Consider the following 21,996-nt stretch of genomic DNA (forward strand, 5'->3'; position numbering starts at 1 on the left):
TTATGATATGCCCATTCAGCTATGTCATGGCGATCACGGCATGTCTGAACCATTAATCTCGCTCGGGGTGTGATCGGAGACAATGCCGACTCGTCCTGGGCACGTGCAGCGAGCGGATACAGACCTAGCAATGCAGACAACGATCCAAGCAGACAAATGGGATCGCTGGCGCCTGCCCTCGTTGGCGGTTGCCGTGTGCCTGATTGTGGTGGTGCCGTCGTTGCTGCTGCAGCAGATGGCGCGCAACGCCAATCAGGCCGCGGTGTGGGTGTCGCATAGCCAGGAAGTGCAGGAGACCGCGCAACGGCTGGAAGCGGCGATGCGCGACACCGAATCGGCCGCGTTGATGCGCTCGCATGGCGTGGAGCGCCCGGCCTTGCTGGAACGCATGCGGCGTGGCCGGCGCGAGTCGCTGGCCGCGGTGGATCGGCTGATCGAACTGACCAAGGACAACCCTGCGCAGCAGGTGCGCATGGGGCGTATCCAGAGCACCATCGAGCGCCGGCTGTTGCTGGCCGAGCGCATCGCGGTGACCACCGGGCAGGATCAGATCCGCGCGTTGATCGACGATATGACCGTGAACAACCCGATCCGCGTGCTGATCGACGAGTTGCAAGGCGCCGAGGGCCGGTTGCTGGCCCTGCGCAACGGGCGTGCAGACACCGAGCGCCTGCACTACGCGGTGTTGAGCTGGGCCGCACTGGCGGTGCAGCTGCTGTTGCTGGCGACCGTCATCTGGTTGCTGCAGCGGCAAATCCGCCGCCGTCTTGCCGCCGAGCAGGAATATCTGCGCGCCAACGGCCGTGCCAGTTCGGTGTTGCAGACCGTGCGCGAGCCGATCGTGCTGCTGGATGCCAATCAACGCATCGTGCTGCACAACCCGGCTTTTGCCGAGTTGTACGGCCTGGAGGAGCGCGGCAACGAATTGATGGCGTTGGAAGATGTGGGCCACGGGGTCTGGCGCGATCCGCTGTTCCATCAGCGCCTGGCCGACGTGTTGCTGCGCGGCCGCGAGCTGTGGGACTTCGAGCATGAGCAGCGCGCCGCCGATGGCGTGTTGCGCACCATGCTGATCAACGCCCGCCGCATGCCGTTGCCGGATACCGTCGACGAAGACGTGGTGCTGATGACGGTCAGCGACATCAGCCTGCAAAAGGCCTCGCAACTGCGCATCCAGGAGCTCAACCGGCAGATGGAGGGCAAGGTGGAGCAGGTGTCGGAGGTCAACCGCGAGCTGGAAGCCTTCAGCTATTCGGTATCGCACGACCTGCGCGCGCCGCTGCGCCACGTGGCCGGTTTTTCGGACAAGCTGGCGCGTCACCTGGGTGATGCGGCGGACGAAAAATCGCGGCACTACATGGAAGTGATCAGCTCCTCGGCGCGGCGCATGGCGTCGCTGATCGACGACCTGCTGGTGTATTCGCGCCTGGGACGCAGCGCGCTGCGCTTGCAGGCGGTGGACATGCAATCGCTGGTGGCCGAGACGCGTGCGATCCTGGATTCGAACGTGCAGAGCGAAAATACCGGCCACCGTGTGGACTGGCAGATCGCGCCGCTGCCGGTGCTGGTGGCCGACGAAAACATGATGCGCCAGCTGTGGATGAATCTGCTGGGCAATGCGGTCAAGTACAGCGCTAAGCGCGAGGTGGCCAGGATCGAGGTCAGCTACACGCCGATGGCCGACGGCGGCCATCAGTTCAGCGTGCGCGACAACGGCGCAGGCTTCGACATGGAGTACAGCGGCAAGCTGTTTGGCGTGTTCCAGCGGTTGCACAAGGCCAGCGAATACGCTGGCACCGGCATCGGTCTGGCCAGCGTGCGGCGCGTGTTGACGCGTCACGGTGGCCGCATCTGGGCTGAAGGCGTCGTCGATGAAGGCGCCACGTTTTATTTCGAGCTTCCTCCTGCGCTTGAAGCGCCCAACAAAGAGTTCACTGTATGACCGCCATTCGTACCATTCTTCTGGCAGAAGACAGCCCGGCCGATGCGGAGATGGCGGTCGACGCCCTGCGTGACGCCCGGCTGGCCAACCCGATCGTGCACGTCGAAGACGGCGTGGAAGCCATGGACTACCTATTGCGCCGTGGCGCGTATGCCGACCGCGAGGAAGGCCTGCCGGCGGTGCTGCTGCTGGACATCAAGATGCCGCGCCTGGATGGGCTGGAAGTGCTCAAGCAGGTGCGTAGCGATGAGGCACTCAAGCGCCTTCCGGTGGTGATCCTGTCGTCGTCGCGCGAAGAGAGCGATCTTGCCCGCAGCTGGGACCTGGGCGTCAACGCCTATGTGGTCAAGCCGGTGGATGTCGATCAGTTCTTTACTGCGGTCAAGACGCTCGGCACGTTCTGGGCGGTGATCAATCAGGCACCGGAGCTGGACTGACCCATGCCGCATGAGGGTGGCAAACTGGAGCAGCTGAAGATCCTTCTGGTGGAAGATTCACCGGAAGATGCCGAGCTGTTGTCCGATCAGTTGCTCGATGCCGGCATCGATGCGGCATTCGAGCGCGTGGACAGCGAGCCGTCGCTGCGCGGCGCGCTGGAGACGTTTCACCCGGACATCGTGCTGTCGGATCTGAGCATGCCCGGATTTTCCGGCTATCAGGCGTTGCGCCTGGTGCGTCAGAACGGCGCCACCCCCTTCATCTTCGTCTCCGGCACCATGGGGGAGGAGACTGCGGTCAAGGCGCTGCAGGACGGCGCCAACGACTACATCATCAAGCACAACCCCACGCGGCTACCGAGCGCGGTGATGCGCGCCATCCGCGAGGCGCGTGCCGAGCTCGAACGCCAGCGTGTGGAGAGCGAGCTGATGCGTGCGCAGCGGCTGGAAAGCCTGGCGATGCTGGCAGCCGGCCTGAGCCACGATTTACGCAATATCCTGCAGCCGTTGCTGATCGTGCCCGACCTGCTGGCTGGGCGCACCGACGACCCGCAGCTGCGTCAACTGGCCAACGTGGTGGCCGAATGCGGCCGGCGCGGGCACGAGATGGCCGAGTCGATGTTGTCGTTCGTGCGTGGCTCCAACAAGCCGCGCGAGCAGGTGTCCATCGCCAATCTGTTCCAGGCGGTGCAGATGCTGCTGCGGAGCAGCCTGCCCGATGGCGTGCGGTTGCAGATGGACACGATCGCCTCGGATCTGACCATCGAAGCCAACTACACCGAATTGCAGCAGTGCCTGCTCAACCTCGGTTTGAACGCGATCCAGGCGATGCCGGGTGGCGGCACCCTGGTGCTGTCGGCCGATCGCTTTGATGCCACGCGCGTGCGCATGAGCGTGGCCGACACCGGCGTGGGCATGACCGATGAAACGCGCGCACGTCTGTTCAGCCCCTTCTTTACCACCAAGGCCGATGGCACCGGATTGGGCCTGATTTCGTGCAAGCGCATCGTGGAAAGCTACGGTGGCAACATCCAGGTCGACAGCCGGCTGGGTGAAGGCACGCGCTTCGACATGATCGTACCGATGCGTGGGGCACCCACGGTAGTTGCCGATAGCGAGCCGCCGCTGGCGCTGGGCCATGGGCAGCGCATCCTGCTGGTGGACGGCGAGGCCACCCGGCTGTCGTTGCTGGGCAATGCCTTGTCCAGCCAGGGCTATCAGCCGCAACTGGCCACCGACGGCGCCGCTGCGCTGCAACTGGTGCAGCAGCACGCAATGCCGGATCTGGTGATCATCGACAGCGACATCATTCTGCTGTCGGCGGTGAGCGTGCTGCTGAGCATGCAGGAGCTGGGCTACCAGGGGCCGGCGATCGTACTGGAAGATGTCGGCGCGCCGTTGCAGCGTGCGCATTTTCCGCCCGACATCCCGGTGCACGTGTTGCGCAAACCGCTGGAAATGCGCCGTGTGTTTCGCGCGGTGGCGCACGCGCTGGAAGTGGCCTGAGGCCACGCATGTAAGCTGCGCGTGCAGCGATGCGCCTGCAGCGCGCAGCAACAGTTGACGCTGAGGCCGGCCGCATGCGCGAATACCGCATGACCACCGTGCTTCTCAGCCTCGGCAGCAATGTCCAGCCGACCCACTACCTGCGCCTGGCCGTCGCCGCCTTGCGCGCGCGCTTTGGCCAGCTCGACGTCTCCCCGGCGTATCGCACGCCGGCGGTGGGCTTCGATGGGCCGGACTTCGTCAATAACGCCGTGGCCTTGCAGACCGATCTGGACCTGCAGACACTCGACCAGTGGTTGCATGCGCTGGAAGATGCGCACGGGCGCGATCGCAGCGGGCCGCGTTTCAGCGACCGTACCCTGGATGTGGACGTGGTGTTCTTCGGCGATTGCATCGTCGAAGGGCCCGGCCATCTGCGCATCCCGCGTCCCGAGCTCAAGCATGCCTTCGTGCTCAAGCCGCTGGCCGACATCGCGCCGGACTTCGTCGACCCGCTGAGCGGACGGACGCTGGCTGCGCTTTGGCAGGCGCATCCGCACTACGGCAGTGCGTTCACCACGGTGGAGCTGGATGCGCCTGCGCTGAGTGCTGCGCAGTAGTGCCGGTGTGTGGTGCAGCTGGCGGTGCTGCATGACCGTCGCGAAAGTGACGTCATGTTCGGCGCGGATCGGCTTGTACGCATGCGTATGCCGATCACTGACGAAGCATGCCGCACACGCGTGCGTTCGTACGATGTTCGTGTCAGAGCGTCTAACGAAACATCGCGGGCAGTCGCCAGCTGGATGTGGCTAGCGCACTCAGGATCGGAATCTACGGATGTTACGTCGCGCACCGCGCACCGGCTGCGCCCGCCTGACGGTGCGCGTGGTCGTGCTATCAGCGGCTCTTAACTGAGTTGACGGCCGCCATCCACATGCAAGGTCTGGCCGGTGATAAAGCTGGCGTCGTCCAGCAACCAGCGCACCGCCTCGGCGATTTCTTCCGGCGTGCCGATGCGCGCCAGCGGCGTGCGGGCGAGCAGCGCCTGCTTGGCGTCGGATGATTTGCCTTCCTCCGGCCACAGGATGGCGCCGGGCGCGACAGCATTGACGCGCACCTGCGGTGCCAGCTCCAGCGCCAGTGAGCGGGTCAGCATCTCCAGCGCGCTCTTGGAAGCGCCGTATAGCGGGTGGTTGCGCATCGGCTGCTGTGCATGCAGGTCGGTGAGATTGACGATGGCGCCGCGGTGCTGACGCAGCTGCGCAGCAGCGGCCTGGGCAATGAAGAATGGTGCGCGTGCATTGACCGCGAACAGCTCGTCCCACTGCGCCGGCGTGGCTTCGCCCACTGCGGTGGGATAAAACGCCGAGGCGTTGTTGACCACGCCATCCAGGCGGCCGAATGCGTCGATGCACGCGGCGACCAGTTGCGCCGGTGCGTGCGGCAGGCGCAGATCCGCGTGCAAGGCCTGCGCGCTGCCTGCGCGTTGCGCACACAGCTCGGCCACGCGTGCGCGAAGCGCGTCGGCGGACTGATGCGCATGCAGGGCAACCCGGTAGCCGGCGGCGTGCAGCGTGGTGGCGATCTGCGCGCCGATGCGGCGGCCTGCGCCGGTGATCAACACCACCTTGGAACTGTCTGTCATGGCGTACTCGCTCGGCGTTGCAAAGGGCTCGGCTATCCTGTGCATTGTCCCCGCAACCGGTGCCCGCATGCACGCCGACCTTCCCACCCCCGATTCGGACGCGCTGGCGCACAGCGAGCGACTGGCTGCGCATGTGCGCGCCGAAATCCAGGCCGCCGGCGGTGCGATCCCGTTTTCGCGTTTCATGGAGCTGGCGTTGTATGCGCCGGGTCTTGGCTATTACAGCGCCGGGTCGAGCAAGTTTGGCGAGGCCGGCGACTTCGTCACCGCGCCCGAGCTGGGTCCGTTGTTTGCCGCCACCGTGTCCGGTGCGCTGGCGCCGGTATTGCAGCAGCTTGGGCCGCAGGCGCGCATGCTGGAAGTGGGTGGCGGCAGCGGCGCATTTGCCGAAGTCACGCTCAAGCGGCTGCTGGAGCTGGATGCGCTGCCCGAGCGCTACGCGATTCTCGAACCCAGTGCGGACCTGCGCGAGCGTCAGCGCGAGCGCCTGGGGCGCAGCCTGATCCCGCCGGTGTTCGATCTGGTCGAATGGCTGGATGGCCCGTTTCCTGACGATTGGGACGGCGTGCTGTTCGCCAACGAGGTGATCGATGCATTGCCCACGCCGCGCTTTGCGATCCGCGAGGGCGAGGTCTACGAAGAAACCGTGGTGCTCGATGCGCAGCAGCAATTTGCGCGTGGCGAGCAGCCGGCCGATGCATTGTTGAGCGCGGCGGTGCGGCATCTGGAGCGCTATCTGGAGCAGCCCTTCGCCGATGGTTATCGCTCCGAATTGTTGCCGCAGCTGCCGTACTGGATCCAGGCGGTGGCCGGCGGTTTGAAGCGCGGTGCGATGGTGTTTGTCGACTACGGCTATCCGCGCGGCGAGTTCTATCGCGCGCAGCGCGAGGACGGCACCTTGCGTGCGTTCTATCGCCATCGCATGCATGAGGACCTGTACCGCTGGCCCGGCCTGCAGGACCTGACCGCGTCGGTGGATTTCACCGCGCTGGCGGAGGCCGGTACCGGTGCCGGTTTCGAGCTGGCGGGTTACTGCACGCAGGCCAGTTTCCTGCTGGGCAACGGCCTGGATGCGTTGCTGACGCAGGCCGATACGCGCACCGATGAAGTGGGGCGCATGCGCCTGCGCGAGCAGATCAAGCGGCTGACCTTGCCCAGCGAAATGGGCGAGCGGTTCCAGGTGATGGGCTTCGCGCGCGATGTGGATATTGCGCCCGCATTTTTGGCCGGCGATCTTACATGGCGGCTGTAACGCGGGCGCTGCGCCCGTTTCATCGGCCGCTGTTGTGGGTGGGGTTGTGGATCGCTGCGATCGTGGTGGTGATTGCGGTCTGCCTGGGGCCGCCGCCGGTGATTCCGGAGCTGCCGGATAACAGCGACAAGGGCGAGCACTTTTTGACATTTGCCTTGTTGTGCTGGGGCGCGGTGCAGTTGTTTGCCACGCGTCGCGCGCAGCTCGTTGCGGCCATCGGCCTGGTGGGGTTGGGGATCGGCATCGAGATCGCGCAGGGCGCACTGACGACCAATCGAAGCGCCGACCCATACGATGCGCTGGCCGATACGCTAGGTATCGTTGCTGGCCTGTGCCTGACATGGACGCCGCTGCGCTTTGTGATGTTGCGGATCGATCAACGCTTGTTTGCGCGGCGTTGAGTTGCGTGTGCGCCTGCGTGTACGAACGCTCGCGTGCGTGAAGCATTATCGCTATCGGGTTGATGTGCGGGCGATGGCGCATTGACGCGTTGGTAGCGCGCACCGAATCGCTGTAGCAGCCGAGTGCATATTTCAACTCTCAGATCCGGTGCATGGCTGCTGCGTTGCGCAGCAGCCATGCCACCATCATCGGATGCGGCGCTGGTCCCAGCCGTTGGATCTGCGAGTTACAGCTTCATGTTCAAGCCGAGATAGAGCTGGCGTCCTGCCGCTGGCGAAAACATCGGCTGCGCCTGGCTCCAGAAGAAGCTGTCGTACCACACGTAGGCATACTCGCGGCCGGTGGCGTTGCGGACCTGCAGGTCCACGCTCCAGGCGGGGTTGATGGTGTACCTGGCGGTGAGATCCAGGGTGGCGAAACCGCCGTATTTGCCGGCTATATTGCGTTCCTCCAGATAATAATCGCCTTGCGCACGGCCCTGCAGGCCTAAGCGCAGCGCATCGGTTGGCCGGTACTCGGCACCGATGTTGCTGATGTAACGCGGCGTTGCCGCTACCTCACGGCCGACCAGCGACACGCTGGCATCGCGGTCGTCGCGTTCGATCTTCGCTTCCTGATACGCGTGCGATGCCCATAGCGTCCACTTGTCGCCCAGCTGCGCATTGATCTGCGCGTCCACGCCGCGCCGGCGTGTCTTGCCCAGGGTGACGGTGGTGCCAGTGGCGGGCATGTTGGAAACTTCGTTGGCCGCGTCCTGCTGCCACACCGCGATGCGCGCCTGGCTTCCGTGGAACGGGCCGAATTTCATGCCCAGCTCCATACCGGTATTGGTGGACGGGCGCACGTCCGGTTGCCCGGCGGTGAGGTAGGCCGGTGCGGTGGACCCGGTCAGTACCTGGAAAGTACGACCCCAGTTGGCATAGACGTTGGTGGTCGGGGTGAAGGCGTAGACCAGGCTCAGTTTGGGCTGCTCGATGGTGCCGTAGCGCTGCAGCGGTGCACGCACGCCGCCTGGCAGTTGGGTGTCGCCATCGAAGCGATCCACGCGGTAGGCCGGCACGATCTTCAGCGCCTCGATCGGCTGATAGATCGCCTGCACATAGGCGCCCCAGTTGTCGAATGTATGGCGGTCGTCGTTCTGGATGCGTGCCGGCGTGGCGTTGAAGTTGGTGGGCTCGGCATAGCGGAAGCGTTCGCGTCGGTAGGCGTTGTCCTGATGCTCGTAGTTGACGCCGCCTTCCATGGTGAGTGTGTCGCTGCTGCGCCAGGTCAGCGTGTTGAGCATGCCGACCTGGGTTTCGTCCCAACTGCGGCGCTGGCGTGGTGCGTTGCCGGTGGGTAGGTCACTGAAGGTCACCTTGCGGTCGTCTTCGTACCTGTTGTAGTACAGCTTGGTGCCCAGGAACAGGTGCTCGGCCAGCTTCAGGTCCATGTGCACGCCGAGCTGGCGCATGTCGCGGTCGTCGCCGTCGTTGCGGTTGCGCAGGTCCGAGCTGCGACGGTCTGCCTGCATTTCCGCAGCGGTCATGAAGCCGGGTTCGTCGGCCTGGTTGTGGTAGATGCGGGCGGTCAGGCCGATGCGCATGCCGTCGTCGAGGTTGCCGTAGAACCATTTGCCGCCCAGCGAGTATTTGCTGGAGGTGTCGTGGTCGCGGTAGCCATCGGAGGCCTGCACACCGATGAAATAGTTCTGCGCAAAGCCGTCGCGCTCGCGGCCCACGGCTAGCTGTGCATCGCGGGTATTGAAGCTGCCGTAGGTCAGGCGCACATCGGTGTCATTGCCGCCCTGACGCGTGCCGAAATTGATGTTGCCCCCGATATTGTGCAAGCCGTAGCGCGGATCGTTGGTGCCGCGCACCACCTCGATGTAGCTGATTTCCAGCGGGAACAGCATGTCGATGAAGCGCTGGTTGCCGCTGTTGACGTTGCTGGGGATTCCGTCGATCAGCGTCTTGATCGCATTGAGGTAGCCCTCGCCATTGAATGCGCGAAAGCTGACCTTGCCCGATTCGGCGCCTTGCCGGGTTTCGGTGAGCTGGATGCCGGGCATCTGCCCAAGCAGCTCCCAGCTGTAGGACACGTTCTTGTCTTCGATCTGGTCGGCGCCCAGCACGTCCACCGAGGTCAGCACCTGATGCGCGGTGAGTTGGCCTTCGCCCTGCTGGTGGACATCGACCTTGCCGAGCGTCAGCGCCGAATCGGACGATTGCGCACGCGCTTCGGTGGCAAACAGGACGGCAGCCACTGCCGCCACGAGAATATGGATCTTCATGGATCGAACGACACCGATGCGAAAAGGAGCTGATCACCCCATGTGTCAGCTAATGAAATATTATAACATACGATAAGCATACCCCTCGCGGCGCGCTGGAGCGGGTGGCATGACGGGACGCGGTGCGCACCGCAATGGGCGCGCTGGGCGATGCGTCGGGCGACGAAGCTGGCTGTTGGGCGCTTTGCTCGATCAGTCCGGCAGGCACGCCGCGCGCTCGCGCAGCCACTTGGTCGCCACCCACTTTTCGCCGGCCAGGACCGGGGAGCCGGCATGCAGGCTGCGCGTCATCGGGTGCGGGCGGTCGTAGCTGAAGAACACCGCGTTGCCCTTGATCGCGGCAATGTCCAGATGCACATCGGGAAAGCGCGTGGCGCCGCCGCGGTCGGGCGTGTTGAGGTACATCACCAACGAGGCGACGCGTTGCCCGCCGGCTTGCAGCAACACCGGGGTGCCGGCTGCGTCGGGGTCGAAGTAATCGTAGTGCGGCCGATATTCGGCGCCGGTGGTGTAGCGCAAGACCTGCAAGCCTTCGCCGTGATCCACCGGCCAGTCGAGCAGACGGGCGATGCGTGCTTCGATGCGTTGGCAGAGCGCATCCTGCCCGAGTTGCAAACACATGCTGTCGCTGGTGCGTGCGGCGTGCACCACATGTGCGCCGTTGGCGTTGTCCACCGTGCGCGAGCGCGCAAGGCGCGGCTGCGCGAGGGCGATCACTGCATCGCATTCGGCATCGGATAAAAAACCACCCAGCACCTGAGGTTTCCCCACATTTCTTCCTGCGAGATCAAGTACTTGCTGGATCAGGATGTGGAAGAAGGTGCGCGCATGGTGCACGCTTCAAGGTGACTAAGCCAGAGAAGAGTGCCGACCATGCGCGCCAGCGAAGTATTGCAGAAGTGCCTGTCTCACTCACTCTCTGGCATGCATGCATTACGTCGACGCGCCTTGCTTGGCGCGGTTGAGGCGCTGTTGCACGGAGGCCGGCTGACCTTGATCGACATTGCACGCGCATGGCCAGGCGCGAGGCGGGTACGTGCGCCCCTCAAGGCATGCGACCGCCTGCTGCGCAATCGCACGTTGCAGGGCGAACGATCCGTGATCGAGCGGGACATGGCGCATTGGCTGCTGCGCGGCGCGCAGCCGGTGATCGTCATCGACTGGAGCGATCTAAAGCCGGACAAGTCATGGTGTCTGCTGCGCGCAGCCGTGCCGATCGGTGGGCGCACGCTCACGTTGCTGGACATGGTGGTTGCTGGGAAACAGCAAGGCTCGCCTGGTGCGGAGAAGCGTTTTCTGCAACACCTCAAGGAACTGATTCCAGACGATGTGCGTCCAATCCTGGTCACGGATGCCGGATTCCGCACGCCGTGGTTTCGCGCGGTCTCGGCGATGGGCTGGGATTGGGTCGGGCGTCTGCGCGGACGCACGCAGGTCAAGCCGCAAGACGTGCCCGATGATGCAGCGCAATGGATCGATAGCCGACGCTTGCATGGGCTGGCGTCCAACCGTGCACACGCATTGCCACCGATGCAGGCCAATCGCAGCGATCCACTCGATTGCCGTCTGGTGCTCTATGCCAAGACACCGCAGGGACGTCAGCAACGCAATCGACGCTCACCTGCCAAGGTCTCGCGCGCATCATCAAGTTTGAAAGCAGCAGCGCGTGAGCGCGAGCCGTGGCTGATCGTCGCCTCCCCACAACTGCAAGCGCCCAGCGCAAAGCAGTTGGTCAACCTGTACGCACGAAGGATGCAGATCGAGCTGGCATTTCGGGATCTGAAGTCGCATCGCTACGGTCAGGCGATGGAAGACAGCCTGACCCGTCGCGGTGAGCGCTTGCAGATCCTGTTGTTGCTCAATACGCTGGCCACCTTCGCCAGCTGGCTGGCAGGACTGGGCTGCGAAGCCACCGGCATCGCGCACTGGCTGTCGCCCCGCAACAGTCAGCGCAAGCTCTACTCGACACTGCGTGTCGGCCGCGAGGCGTTGATCCGACGTTGGCCCATGGAACCTGTCTCACGCTGGCTAGAACGCTTGCGCTCACTGCCCGACGCAGTGCGCGAGCAGATGACCCTGGTACCTTAAAAACGTGGGGATACCTAAGACCCAGCACCATCACGCGCGGCAACTGCATGCGCATCAACACGCGCACCTGGCGATCGCCCAGATCCAGCAGCGATGCATCGCTGTCTTGCAGCAGCGCCGGCACGCGCACCGGCATCGGCAATCCATGTGTCTGCGCGTGCTGCTGAATGTGCGCACGCACCAGCGCTTCGACTGCATCGATGGCGTCCTGCATGTTCCAGCCAAGATCCAGCAGCGGTTGCAGCGCGTGCTCGGGCGGTTGGCCGGCCAAGGCCTGCGCCACGATCCAGTCGGCCAGGGCGCTGGGGATATCGGTGAGTGTCATCCCGCTACAGTGCATGCCAACGTGTGGCATCTATGTGTCAAATGTGTCGTGGTAAGACAAATGCAACAGACGGCCCCTATAAAGGTGACGGGGATCTTGAACGTGCTCGCCACTGCAGTGAGCGGAACGCAACCAATTCTTGACGACTCCTCTTCATACCGGACCCTTTGACCTGGAGATCAGCCGTATGTCCGTTCGCAACAGCAGCAAGACACTTCTCATGACCTTTAGCACCGCACTGGCCTTGTCTGCCTGCGGTGGCGGTGCCGACCGTGTCGCTTCGCCCGGCGAAGGCGCGTTTCCGCCCGCCCCGGCACCGACCCCGGCGCCCACGCCTGCACCAACCCCGGCTCCGACACCGACCCCGAGCGGCCCGGCTGCGGATTGCCCGACCGGGTTTTCCAACGTGGGCACTATCGCCAACAACACGCTGCGCGCTTGCCAGCTGCCGGACACCATCAACGGCAATCTGGTGGTGCCCGCGCGCGCCGGTACCGCGTATTCGATCAGCGGCCGCGTCAACGTCGGTACCGATCGCGGCGGCAACGCCATCGCGCCGGCGGCCGGCAGCACGCAGGGCGTGTTGACCATCGAGCCGGGCGTCACCTTGTATGGCTCGGCGGGTAGCGACTACATCGTGGTCAATCGCGGTTCGCAGATTTTTGCCGAAGGCAGCGCGACTGCGCCGATCGTCTTCACTGCGCGTCAGGCGCTGGATGGCACGGTCAGCGCCAACACCATCGGCCTGTGGGGCGGCATCGTGGTGCTGGGTCGTGCAGCGATCAACAACTGCCCGGGCGCCACCGTGTCGGGCACGCCGGAATGTCAGGCGCAGGTCGAAGGCACCAACGCGTTCTACGGCGGCAATAGCGCCACCGATAACAGCGGCTCGATGCGCTACCTGCGCGTGATGTATTCGGGTTTCGAAATCTCGCCCAACAACGAGCTGCAGGGCATCACCCTGGCCGGCGTGGGCAGCGGCACGCGTCTGGACTACGTACAGATCCACAACAGCTCCGACGACGGTATCGAATGGTTCGGCGGTACGGTCAACGGTAGCCACGTGGTCATCACCGGCGCCGACGACGATTCGCTGGATACCGATGCCGGTTGGAGCGGCGCATTGCAGTTCGGCATCGTGGTCCAGCGTGCTGGCGGCGGCGACCGCATGAACGAGTGGAGCAGCCTGCGTCGTCAGCCGTATTCGCGCCCGAAGGTGGCCAACTTCACTTACGTGGGCAATGCCCGCACGGGTGCGGCGATCATGCTCAACCAGGGCACGCAGGCCGCGTTCTACAACTCGGTGTTCACCCGTCCGGCCGGTGGCACCGGCGATGGTCTGGTGTGCTTCAACCTGGCCGATACCGATACCGTGGGGACGTTCAACTCGGTGTTCTTCGCCTGCCCGACCGCGTTCGGCAGCGACCCGCGTGCGACCAGCCAGTTCGCCGCCGGCACCAACAATGTGGCCAACGGCGTGTCCACGCTGCAGAACACCTTCATCAATGGCGCCAACGAAACTGCAGTGCCGGCGTTCCAGGGCTTGAACGGCGTGAGCAGCTTCTTTCAGCAGGTGAACTACATCGGTGGCGTGCGTGATGCCAACGACACCTGGTGGCAGGGCTGGACCTGCGGGCTGACCGCCGATCGCCCCTGCTGAGGCGCGGCATCGCACGGCGGCCATCGCGTCGCCGTGTGATGCGTCCAGCTTCATCTTTCTGTTGTCAGGGCTCCCACGATGCGAACCTTCGCTGTTGCCCGTCTTTCGCGGACGGGCCTGTCTCTTTCCATTTCCACCTTGCTGCTGTCCGGCGCCGCCATGGCGCAGTCGACCAGCAGCGATGCCGCTGGCGGTAGCAGCAGTGCCAGCGCTGCTGCCATTGCGCCCAAGCAACTCGACCAGGTCGTGGTGCGCGGCGAATACATTCCCGAACCGATGCTGCAAACCTCCGAAGTGGCCTCGTTCATCACCCGCGAGGACATGGAGCGCACCGGCGACAGCAGCGCTGCGGTGGCGCTGACGCGTGTTACCGGGCTGAGCCTGTCGCGTGGCAAATACGTGTACGTACGCGGCCTGGGCGAGCGCTATTCGTCGGCCTTGTTCAACGGCTCGCCACTGCCCAGCCCGGAGCCGATGCAGCGCGTGGTGCCGCTGGATCTGTTTCCCAGCGATGTGCTGCAAAGCGTGACCGTGCAAAAGACGTATTCGGCCGACTATCCGGGCGAATTCGGCGGCGGCGTGATCGATCTGCAATCGATGACGGTGCCGGACAAACCGTTTCTGTCGCTCACCGTGGGCGGCGGCGCCAATAGCGTCAGTACCGGCGAGAAGGGCCTGACGTACTACGGTTCCGGCGATGACGAGTGGGGCGAAGACGATGGCACGCGCAAGCAGCCTGCCGCGTTGCGCGATGCGATCCGCACCGGGCGCCGTGTAGACCTGGGCAGTTTTTCGCGCGAGGACATCCGCCGCATCGGCCGCAGCATGAACGACGCCAACCTGTATGTGCTGCAGGAGAAGGACAGCATCGACCCGGACGTCAATGTCGGCGGCAGCGCCGGCTACAGCATGGACATCGGCGAGGCCAAGCTGGGCATTCTGGCCGTGGCCAGCTACGACAACGAGTGGCGCACGCGTACCGGCAAGCAGCAGGACGGCATCTTTGTCGGCGACAGCGTGGAGTTCAATTCCAACTATGACTTTGCGACCACACGCAACAACGTGCGCACCAACGGCATGCTCGGCCTGGGCTGGGAATATGGCCGCCACAAGATCGGCTGGACCACCTTGTATGTCCACGACACCCTGAAGGTGGCGCGCAGCCGCGCCGGCCGCGATGAACTGGCCGGGTTCGATGTGCGCGACGACAACACCGAGTGGTATGTGCGTCAGTTGATCAACAACCAGCTGCTTGGCTCGCATGCGTTCGGCGAATACGACGATCTCAAGATCGAGTGGCGTGCCGCGGTGGCCAACGCCAGCCGCGATGTGCCGTACGAAACCGGCATCCGTTACGAGTTGCTCGATGGCTACTGGGCGCACGATGCCTCGCGCGTGCAGAACTACACACGCTTCAGCAAGGTCGACGATAAAGTCGCCAGCGGCGGCGTGGATGTGACCTGGCGGCTGCCGATCGAACACGACCTCACCATCAAGGGCGGCTTGGCCTATCTGGATAACGACCGCACTGCTTGGAGCCGCGAATTCCGCTTTCTGGCGCTGGACGGCCCGTTGCCGTTCTTGAACCAGTATCAGCGCGTGGATTATCTGATCTCCGACTACAACCTCAGCAACGATCTGCTGCGGCTACGCGAAACCACCGGCAGCTTCGGTGCGGCTGCGTACGACGCGACGTTGAAGGTCAAGGCAGCCTATCTGCAGGCCGAAGGCGAAATCGTGCCGACCCTGCGCGCCACCGTTGGCGTGCGTTACGAAGACGCCACCCAGGCGGTGCATCCGTACGACATCTTCAGCGGCGCACGCCAGGACAGCGTGGCGCCGTTGCAGAACAGCTACGCGTTGCCATCGGCCACGGTGACCTGGAACTTTGCCGACAACCAGCAACTACGCTTCGGTGCGTCCAAGACGATTGCGCGGCCGCAATTCCGCGAAATGGCACCGCAGCAGTATCTGGACCCGGATATCGACCGCCAGTTCTTCGGCAACCCGTTTCTGATCGACAGCGAACTGGTCAATCTGGATGCGCGCTACGAATGGTTCTTCGAGCCGGGCCAGTACGTCACTGTCGGCGCGTTCTACAAGAACATCGACAAGCCGATCGAAGCCATCGTCAACGATGCACCCGGCGGCGGCATCGTGCAGAGCTTCATCAATGCGCCCAAGGCCACGCTGTACGGCATCGAGCTGGAAGCCAAGAAGTATCTGGACGTGCCGGTCGCAGCCGATTGGTGGGGCGACAAGCGCCTGTTCGTGTCCGGCAACTACACGCGCACCAAGTCCGAGGTGAGCGCGAGTGCCGGCGATACCGTGCAGCCGTTCGGCTTCAGCGCACCGGTGCAGGCCAACCTGTTCATTCGCGACGGGTCGGCACTGCAGGGGCAGTCGGACGATATCGCCAACCTGCAGATCGGTGTGGAAAGCGAGAGCACGCATAGCCAGGCGACCTTGATCGCCAACTACGTGGGCGAGCGTATTTCTGCACGCGGTCGTCCGGGTCAGCCGGACTACATCGACAAGCCGGGTACATCGCTGGATCTGGTGATCAAGAAGGGCCTGGTGTGGTCGGGCGATACGCTGTCGGTGAACTTTGCCGCACGCAATCTGCTCAAGACCAAATACCAGGAGTTCCAGCGCGTGGGCAGCAACCGGGTGGATCTGTACACCTACCAGCCCGGCATCAGCTATGACATCAGTGTGACAGCGCGTTTCTGATCCCTCAGACGCCTGCAGAAACGCAAACGCCCGCTGTGCTTCGCATGGCGGGCGTTTGCGTTTTGCCGTATGTCGGAGTGTGTCGGCTTGTGTCATCGATTTCTTAGAAATGACACATTGCTGCCGCATTCTGTCATCCGATCGAAATCCTCCAGACGGATGTCCGCTTTGCACCGCGCCTTGCCCCCGTTGACCACCGTCATGTCGTCGCATGCCGCACGCACGGCACTGGTCTGTGCGCTGGTCGCGTTGCTGGCACTGCAAGGGCTGCGATTGCTGTGGTTGGTGCTGACGCCGGTCGGTCCGGTGGGTCATGCACCGCCGAGCGCTGCCATGGCGTCCGACCTGTCTGCATTACGCCGCGACGTGTTCTATCGCAGCGTTGCCGACAGCAATAGCAATAGCGACGGTGTGGTGCTGCACGGTGTGCGCGCAGGTGCTGCGCAGGCAGCGGCTTACCTGAGTCTTGGCGATGGCCGGCAAGGCGCCTACCGCATTGGCGATACGGTGATGCCCGGCGTGGTGTTGCAAGCGGTCGCTGCCGACCATGTGCTGTTGCGCACCGGCAGCGGCGTGCGCCGCCTGGCACTGCGCGATGCGGCAGTGGCGGCGCTTGCAACAACGCCATCGTCAGCGAACACGGCGGCAGCAGGCAGCGCATCCGGCGTGATGTCCAACGTGGGCAATGCGACGGCAGCAGCAAGCGCAACCGCGGTCGACCCGCAGCAGCTGCTGAGCAGCGCCGGGCTGCGCGCAAGCGCGGACGGCAGCGGTTTCACCATCATGCCGCGTGGCGATGGCGCGCTGTTGCGCCAGGCCGGGCTGGCAGCAGGCGATGTGCTGACCCAGATCAACGGCCGCACGCTCGATGCAGAACACCTGCGCGAGTTGCAGGACGAACTACGCGATGGCCAGGCGGCCACGCTGACCTATCGCCGCGACGGCCAGACCCACACCATGACCTTGAAACGCACGCAATGACCGCTGTTCGCCCCTTATGGCTGTTGTCGGCCACGTTGCTGTGCATGTGTGCCGTCGCACCGGTGGTCTCGCTGCAGGCCGCCGATGCGCCTGCCGTGCGCCTGCAGGACGTGGACCTGCGTGCCTTCATCCAGGACGTCTCGCGCGCTACCGGCATCACCTTCATCGTGGACACGCGCGTGCAGGGAACGGTGAACGTGGCGCGCGCGCAGGCGATGAGCGAAGCCGATCTGCTCGGCATGCTGCTGGCGGTGTTGCGCGCCAATGGCTTGATTGCGGTGTCCAGTGGTCCGTCGACGTATCGCATCATTCCCGACGACACCGCCGCGCAACAGCCGGGCAGTGCTGCCAGCGCCAATCTGGGGTTTGCCACCCAGGTGTTCACGCTGCAGCGCGTGGATGCGCGCAGTGCGGCAGAGATCCTCAAGCCGCTGATCGGGCGCGGTGGCGTGATCATGGCGCTGCCGCAGGGCAATAGCTTGCTGATTGCCGATTACGCGGACAACCTGCGCCGCATTCGCGCGCTGGTGGCGCAGATCGATACCGACCGTGCGGCCATCGACACGGTGACCTTGCGCAATAGTTCTGCGCAGGAGCTGGCACGCACATTGACCTCGCTGTTCGGCCAGGCAGGCGAACGCAGCGCGGTGTTGTCGGTGTTGCCGGTGGACAGCAGCAATTCGTTGATCGTGCGTGGCGACCCGGCGCTGGTGCATCGCGTGGTGCGCACCGCGATGGATCTGGATGGGCGCGCCGAGCGTCGCGGCGATGTCAGCGTGGTGCGCTTGCAACACGCCAGCGCCGAGCAATTGCTGCCGGTGCTGCAACAGTTGGTCGGGCAGACGCCGGGCAATGAGGCGCAAGCCGGGCAGGACACGCGCTCCACTGCCGTGGATGTGGCAGCCGCCGGCACCGCACAGACCCAGGTGATTGCGCCTGCCGCCGGCAAGCGCCCGGTGATCGTGCGCTACCCCGGCTCCAATGCCTTGATCATCAACGCCGATCCGGAAACCCAGCGCGCCTTGATGGATGTCATCCGCCAGCTGGACGTGCATCGCGAGCAGGTGCTGGTGGAGGCGATCGTGGTGGAGATTTCCGACACCGCGGCCAAGCGCTTGGGCGTGCAGCTGCTGCTGGCCGGTCGCAATGGCACCGTGCCGTTGATCGCCACGCAGTACAGCGGTGCATCGCCGGGCATCGTACCGCTTGCCGCCGCAGCGGCCGGTACGCGCAGCGGCAATGACGACGACGATTCGTTGCTGGAACAGGCGCGCAATGTGGCCGCGCAATCGCTGCTGGGGTTGAGCGGCGGCCTGATTGGTCTGGCCGGGCAAAGCAACGATGCGGTGTTCGGCATGATCATCGATGCGGTCAAGAGCGATACCGGTTCCAATCTGTTGTCCACGCCGTCGATCATGACGTTGGACAACGAACAGGCACGCATTCTGGTGGGCCAGGAAGTGCCGATCACCACGGGCGAAGTGCTGGGCGCGGCCAACGACAACCCGTTCCGCACCATCCAGCGTCAGGACGTGGGCGTGGAGCTGGAAGTGCGCCCGCAGATCAATACCGCCGGCGGCATTACGCTGGCGATCAAGCAGGAAGTCTCGGCCATTGCCGGGCCGGTGAGCGCGCAGTCCTCGGAGCTGGTCTTCAATAAACGTCAGATCGAAACGCGGGTGGTGGTGGAAAACGGCGCCATCGTTGCGCTCGGTGGATTGCTGGATCAAAACGACCGCCAGACCGTGGAAAAGGTGCCGCTGCTGGGCGACGTGCCGGGCCTGGGCGCACTGTTCCGGCACAAGTCGCGTAACCGCGACAAGACCAACCTGATGGTCTTCATCCGCCCCACCATCATTCGCGATGCCGCCGATGCGCAGCGCATGACCGCACCACGCTACAGCTATCTGCGCGACCGCCAGCTGGCCGACGGCGACCCGGAAGCGGCGCTCGATGCCCTGGTGCGCGACTACCTGCGCGCGCAGCCGCCGCAGTTGCCCGCCGGGCCATCGCCGGTGGCGCCGGCACCTGCAGCTACGCCTGCACCCAGCGCACGCCCCGTGCAGCGCTGATGCCATGAGCACCGCGCGCGCCAGCATTTCCTACGCATTCGCCAAGCGCCACGGCGTGGTGCTGCTTGGCGCCGACGACGTTGCACAGATCGGGCTGCGCGATGGCGCCGATGTGCACGCCTTGATCGAGTTGCGTCGTGCGCTGGGCAGGCCGTTGCAGGTGCGCACGCTGGCGCCGGCGGTATTCGACCGGCATGTGTCGGAGATCTATGCCGATGCTGGCATGGAGCAGGGCGTACAGGTCGAGGCGCTGGATCTGCATGGCAGCCTGGATGCGTTGATCGACGATATTCCCACCGCCGATCTGCTCGACAGCCAGGACGATGCGCCGATCATTCGCCTGATCAACGGCATCATCGCCGAGGCCGCGCGCCTGGGCGCGTCCGACGTGCATCTGGAATCCTACGAATCGCGGCTGCGGGTGCGCATGCGCGTGGATGGGGTGATGCGCGAAGCGGCCACGTTGCCCGGACGCATCGCACCGCTGCTGGTGTCGCGCGTCAAGGTGATGGCCCGCCTGGATATCGCGGAAAAACGTGTTCCGCAGGACGGCCGGGTGTCGCTGGTGATGGGCGCAAAGGCGTTGGACGTACGCGTGTCCACCTTGCCCACGCGCAACAGCGAGCGCGTGGTGCTGCGCATCCTGGACAAGGAGCAGGGCAGCTTGTCGTTGACCCAGTTGGGCATGCCGGCGGCGGTGATGCACACCGTGCAGCGCGCATTGCAGGTGCCCAACGGCATCGTGCTGGTGACCGGCCCCACCGGCTCGGGCAAGACCACCACCTTGTACGCTGCGTTGAGCCTGCTCAACGATGGCTCGCGCAATATCCTCACCGTCGAAGACCCGGTGGAATACGCCATCGACGGGGTCGGCCAGACCCAGGTCAACGCGCGCGTGGGCATGACCTTCGCGGCCGGCTTGCGCGCCATCCTGCGGCAGGACCCGGACGTGGTGATGATCGGCGAGATCCGCGATGCCGAGACCGCGCAGATCGCGGTGCAGGCCAGCCTTACCGGCCATCTGGTGCTGTCCACCGTGCACACCAACGATGCGGTGGGCGCGGTCACGCGCCTGCGCGACATGGGCATCGAACCGTTTCTGCTGGCGTCGAGCCTGCGCCTGATTCTGGCGCAGCGGCTGGTGCGGCGGCTGTGCCCGCAATGCTGCACGCCGCGGCCACTGGATGCAGCCACGCGGCAGCTGCTTGCGATCAACGACGATGGCAGTGCAACCGTTTATGCAGCGGTGGGCTGCGCGGTGTGCCATCACAGCGGCTATGCCGGGCGCCTGGGCATTTACGAAGCCATTGCGGTGGACGATGCGCTGCGCCGCCTGATCGGCGACAACGCCGACGAAGATGCGCTGGCGGCAGTCGCGTTCGCACGCGCGACGCGGTTGGGCGATGCCGCACGCGCTGCGGTGCTGCAGGGGCTGACCACGCTGGAAGAAGCCTTGCGCGTCACTCGCCAGCAGGACGATGCGCATGCCGCGGTTTGATTACACCGTGCTCGATCTGCATGGGCGCAGCCGCCAGGGCGTGATTAGCGCCGACAGCATGCACAGTGCGCGCGCGCAGCTGGAGCAGCGCCAATGGGTACCGGTGCGGATCGCTGCCGCGGCAACTGTTTCGACCGCCGTGCACGCGGCACGCTTCAGCGGCAAGGACCTGGTGTTGTTCACGCGCCAGCTGTCGACACTGGTGGAAACCGCGCCGTTGGAAGAAGCCTTGCGCACCATCGGCACGCAATCCGAACGTCGCGGCGTGCGCCGCGTGACCAGCCAGACGCATGGCTTGGTGATCGAAGGCTTTCGCCTATCCGATGCGATGGCACGCCAGGGCAAGGCATTTCCGCCGCTGTATCGCGCCATGGTGGCCGCAGGCGAAAGCGCTGGCGCGTTGCCGCAGGTGCTTGAGCGGTTAGCCGATCTGCTCGAGCGGCAGGCGCAGGTGCGCAGCAAGCTGCAGTCCGCCTTGGTCTACCCGGCCGCGTTGGCGTTGACGGCCGGTGCGGTGGTGATCGTGTTGATGACCTTTGTCGTGCCCAAGGTGGTGGACCAGTTCGATTCGATGGGCCGCGCCTTGCCATGGCTGACGCGCGCGGTGATCGCGGTGTCGAACTTCCTGCTGCATGCCGGCATTCCGCTGCTGGTTGCGCTGGTGATCGCGGTTATCGCCGCGTTGCGGTTGCTCAAACGTCCGGCGTTGCGGCTGGCGGCGGATCGTGCCGTCCTGCGCGTGCCCTTGCTTGGCCGGCTGATCCGCGACCTGCACGCCGCGCGCATGGCGCGCACCTTGGCGATCATGGTCAACAGCGGCCTGCCGCTGATGGAAGGCCTGATGATCGCCGCACGTACGGTCGACAACCGCGCATTGCGGCTGGCCACCGACAACATGGTCACCGCCATCCGCGAGGGTGGCAGCCTGGCTGCGGCGATGAAGCGCGCCGGCGTGTTTCCGCCCACGCTGCTGTACATGGCGTCCAGCGGCGAAAACAGCGGGCGCCTGGCGCCGATGCTGGAACGCGCCGCCGAGTATCTGGAGCGCGAGTTTGAATCGTTCACCACCGCGGCGATGAGCCTGCTGGAGCCGGCCATCATCGTGCTGCTCGGCGGCGTGGTGGCGGTGATCGTGCTGTCGATCCTGTTGCCCATCCTGCAATTCAACACCCTCGCGCTTGGCTGAGCGCGGCCGCTTTCTTCG

At 64.8% G+C, this 21,996-nt stretch carries 15 protein-coding genes and 2 pseudogenes; 13 read left to right on the forward strand and 4 right to left on the reverse strand.

The features are described 5' to 3' along the window. The first annotated feature begins 130 nt into the window (after positions 1–130). The 4 genes from ACCQ06_RS04080 to folK all read left to right on the forward strand — a co-directional run bounded on the left by ACCQ06_RS04080 (position 131) and on the right by folK (position 4,484). Positions 131–1,942, forward strand: coding sequence for a sensor histidine kinase (locus ACCQ06_RS04080; protein ID WP_228324078.1), 1,812 nt, complete (start codon positions 131–133; stop codon positions 1,940–1,942). Further along, positions 1,939–2,379, forward strand: coding sequence for a response regulator (locus ACCQ06_RS04085; protein ID WP_228324079.1), 441 nt, complete (start codon positions 1,939–1,941; stop codon positions 2,377–2,379). The genes ACCQ06_RS04080 and ACCQ06_RS04085 overlap by 4 nt, the downstream gene beginning before the upstream one ends. Before the next feature lie 3 nt (positions 2,380–2,382). Then, on the forward strand, positions 2,383–3,885 hold the full coding sequence (locus ACCQ06_RS04090; protein WP_104615982.1) for an ATP-binding response regulator: 1,503 nt from the start codon (positions 2,383–2,385) through the stop codon (positions 3,883–3,885). A gap of 89 nt (positions 3,886–3,974) precedes the next feature. Then, entirely contained in the window at positions 3,975–4,484 is a 510-nt protein-coding gene (gene folK / locus ACCQ06_RS04095; protein ID WP_316690261.1) for a 2-amino-4-hydroxy-6-hydroxymethyldihydropteridine diphosphokinase, read from the forward strand. A gap of 287 nt (positions 4,485–4,771) precedes the next feature. On the opposite strand, the gene ACCQ06_RS04100 is transcribed toward folK, so the two are convergent. Beyond that, positions 4,772–5,509 carry a pteridine reductase gene (locus ACCQ06_RS04100; protein WP_055850677.1) on the reverse strand — a complete coding sequence of 246 codons (738 nt, stop codon included), beginning with the start codon at positions 5,507–5,509 and terminating at the stop codon, positions 4,772–4,774. On the opposite strand from ACCQ06_RS04100, the gene ACCQ06_RS04105 reads away from it, so the two are divergent. Together ACCQ06_RS04105 and ACCQ06_RS04110 are read left to right on the forward strand one after the other, a co-directional pair. Beyond that, entirely contained in the window at positions 5,508–6,761 is a 1,254-nt protein-coding gene (locus ACCQ06_RS04105) for a class I SAM-dependent methyltransferase (RefSeq protein WP_316690263.1), read from the forward strand. The two genes, ACCQ06_RS04100 and ACCQ06_RS04105, sit on opposite strands and share 2 nt — an antisense overlap. After that, positions 6,749–7,162 (forward strand): VanZ family protein, encoded by a 414-nt coding sequence (locus tag ACCQ06_RS04110; protein WP_316690264.1) that lies wholly within the window; start codon positions 6,749–6,751, stop codon positions 7,160–7,162. The genes ACCQ06_RS04105 and ACCQ06_RS04110 overlap by 13 nt, the downstream gene beginning before the upstream one ends. A 227-nt stretch (positions 7,163–7,389) precedes the next feature. Here the strand turns inward: ACCQ06_RS04110 and ACCQ06_RS04115 are convergent, their stop codons facing one another. Both ACCQ06_RS04115 and ACCQ06_RS04120 read right to left on the reverse strand, forming a co-directional pair. Continuing rightward, positions 7,390–9,435, reverse strand: coding sequence for a TonB-dependent receptor (locus tag ACCQ06_RS04115; protein WP_316690265.1), 2,046 nt, complete (start codon positions 9,433–9,435; stop codon positions 7,390–7,392). Positions 9,436–9,627: 192 nt separating this feature from the next. Further along, positions 9,628–10,191 (reverse strand): annotated as a pseudogene (locus tag ACCQ06_RS04120) (2OG-Fe(II) oxygenase); the annotation flags it as partial. Between the two features lie 117 nt (positions 10,192–10,308). On the opposite strand from ACCQ06_RS04120, the gene ACCQ06_RS04125 reads away from it, so the two are divergent. After that, positions 10,309–11,523, forward strand: a complete 1,215-nt coding sequence (locus ACCQ06_RS04125; RefSeq protein ID WP_316686182.1) for an IS4 family transposase — start codon at positions 10,309–10,311, stop codon at positions 11,521–11,523. Positions 11,524–11,542: 19 nt separating this feature from the next. Here the strand turns inward: ACCQ06_RS04125 and ACCQ06_RS04130 are convergent. Continuing rightward, a pseudogene (locus ACCQ06_RS04130) lies at positions 11,543–11,848 on the reverse strand (2-oxoglutarate-dependent dioxygenase); the annotation flags it as partial. A 187-nt stretch (positions 11,849–12,035) separates the two neighbouring features. Between ACCQ06_RS04130 and ACCQ06_RS04135 the strand changes: the two are divergent. From ACCQ06_RS04135 to gspF, 6 genes are all read left to right on the forward strand, one after another. Beyond that, on the forward strand, positions 12,036–13,508 hold the full coding sequence (locus ACCQ06_RS04135) for a beta-helix domain-containing protein (RefSeq protein ID WP_316690266.1): 1,473 nt from the start codon (positions 12,036–12,038) through the stop codon (positions 13,506–13,508). A gap of 78 nt (positions 13,509–13,586) precedes the next feature. After that, a complete protein-coding gene (locus ACCQ06_RS04140) occupies positions 13,587–16,241 on the forward strand; it encodes a TonB-dependent receptor domain-containing protein (protein WP_316690267.1) in 2,655 nt (884 codons plus the stop codon). A gap of 159 nt (positions 16,242–16,400) precedes the next feature. Next, entirely contained in the window at positions 16,401–17,222 is an 822-nt protein-coding gene (locus ACCQ06_RS04145; protein WP_316690268.1) for a type II secretion system protein N, read from the forward strand. Next, on the forward strand, positions 17,219–19,294 hold the full coding sequence (gene gspD, locus ACCQ06_RS04150) for a type II secretion system secretin GspD (RefSeq protein ID WP_316690269.1): 2,076 nt from the start codon (positions 17,219–17,221) through the stop codon (positions 19,292–19,294). Before ACCQ06_RS04145 ends, gspD begins: the two co-directional genes overlap by 4 nt. A 4-nt stretch (positions 19,295–19,298) precedes the next feature. Further along, a complete protein-coding gene (gspE, locus tag ACCQ06_RS04155; protein WP_316690270.1) occupies positions 19,299–20,792 on the forward strand; it encodes a type II secretion system ATPase GspE in 1,494 nt (497 codons plus the stop codon). Continuing rightward, complete coding sequence (gene gspF / locus ACCQ06_RS04160) at positions 20,779–21,978, forward strand: type II secretion system inner membrane protein GspF (RefSeq protein ID WP_316690271.1); 1,200 nt, start codon at positions 20,779–20,781, stop codon at positions 21,976–21,978. Before gspE ends, gspF begins: the two co-directional genes overlap by 14 nt. Positions 21,979–21,996: the final 18 nt, after the last annotated feature.

Source organism: Xanthomonas sp. NCPPB 4467 (genome assembly GCF_041475665.2).
GTDB lineage: Bacteria > Pseudomonadota > Gammaproteobacteria > Xanthomonadales > Xanthomonadaceae > Xanthomonas > Xanthomonas dyei.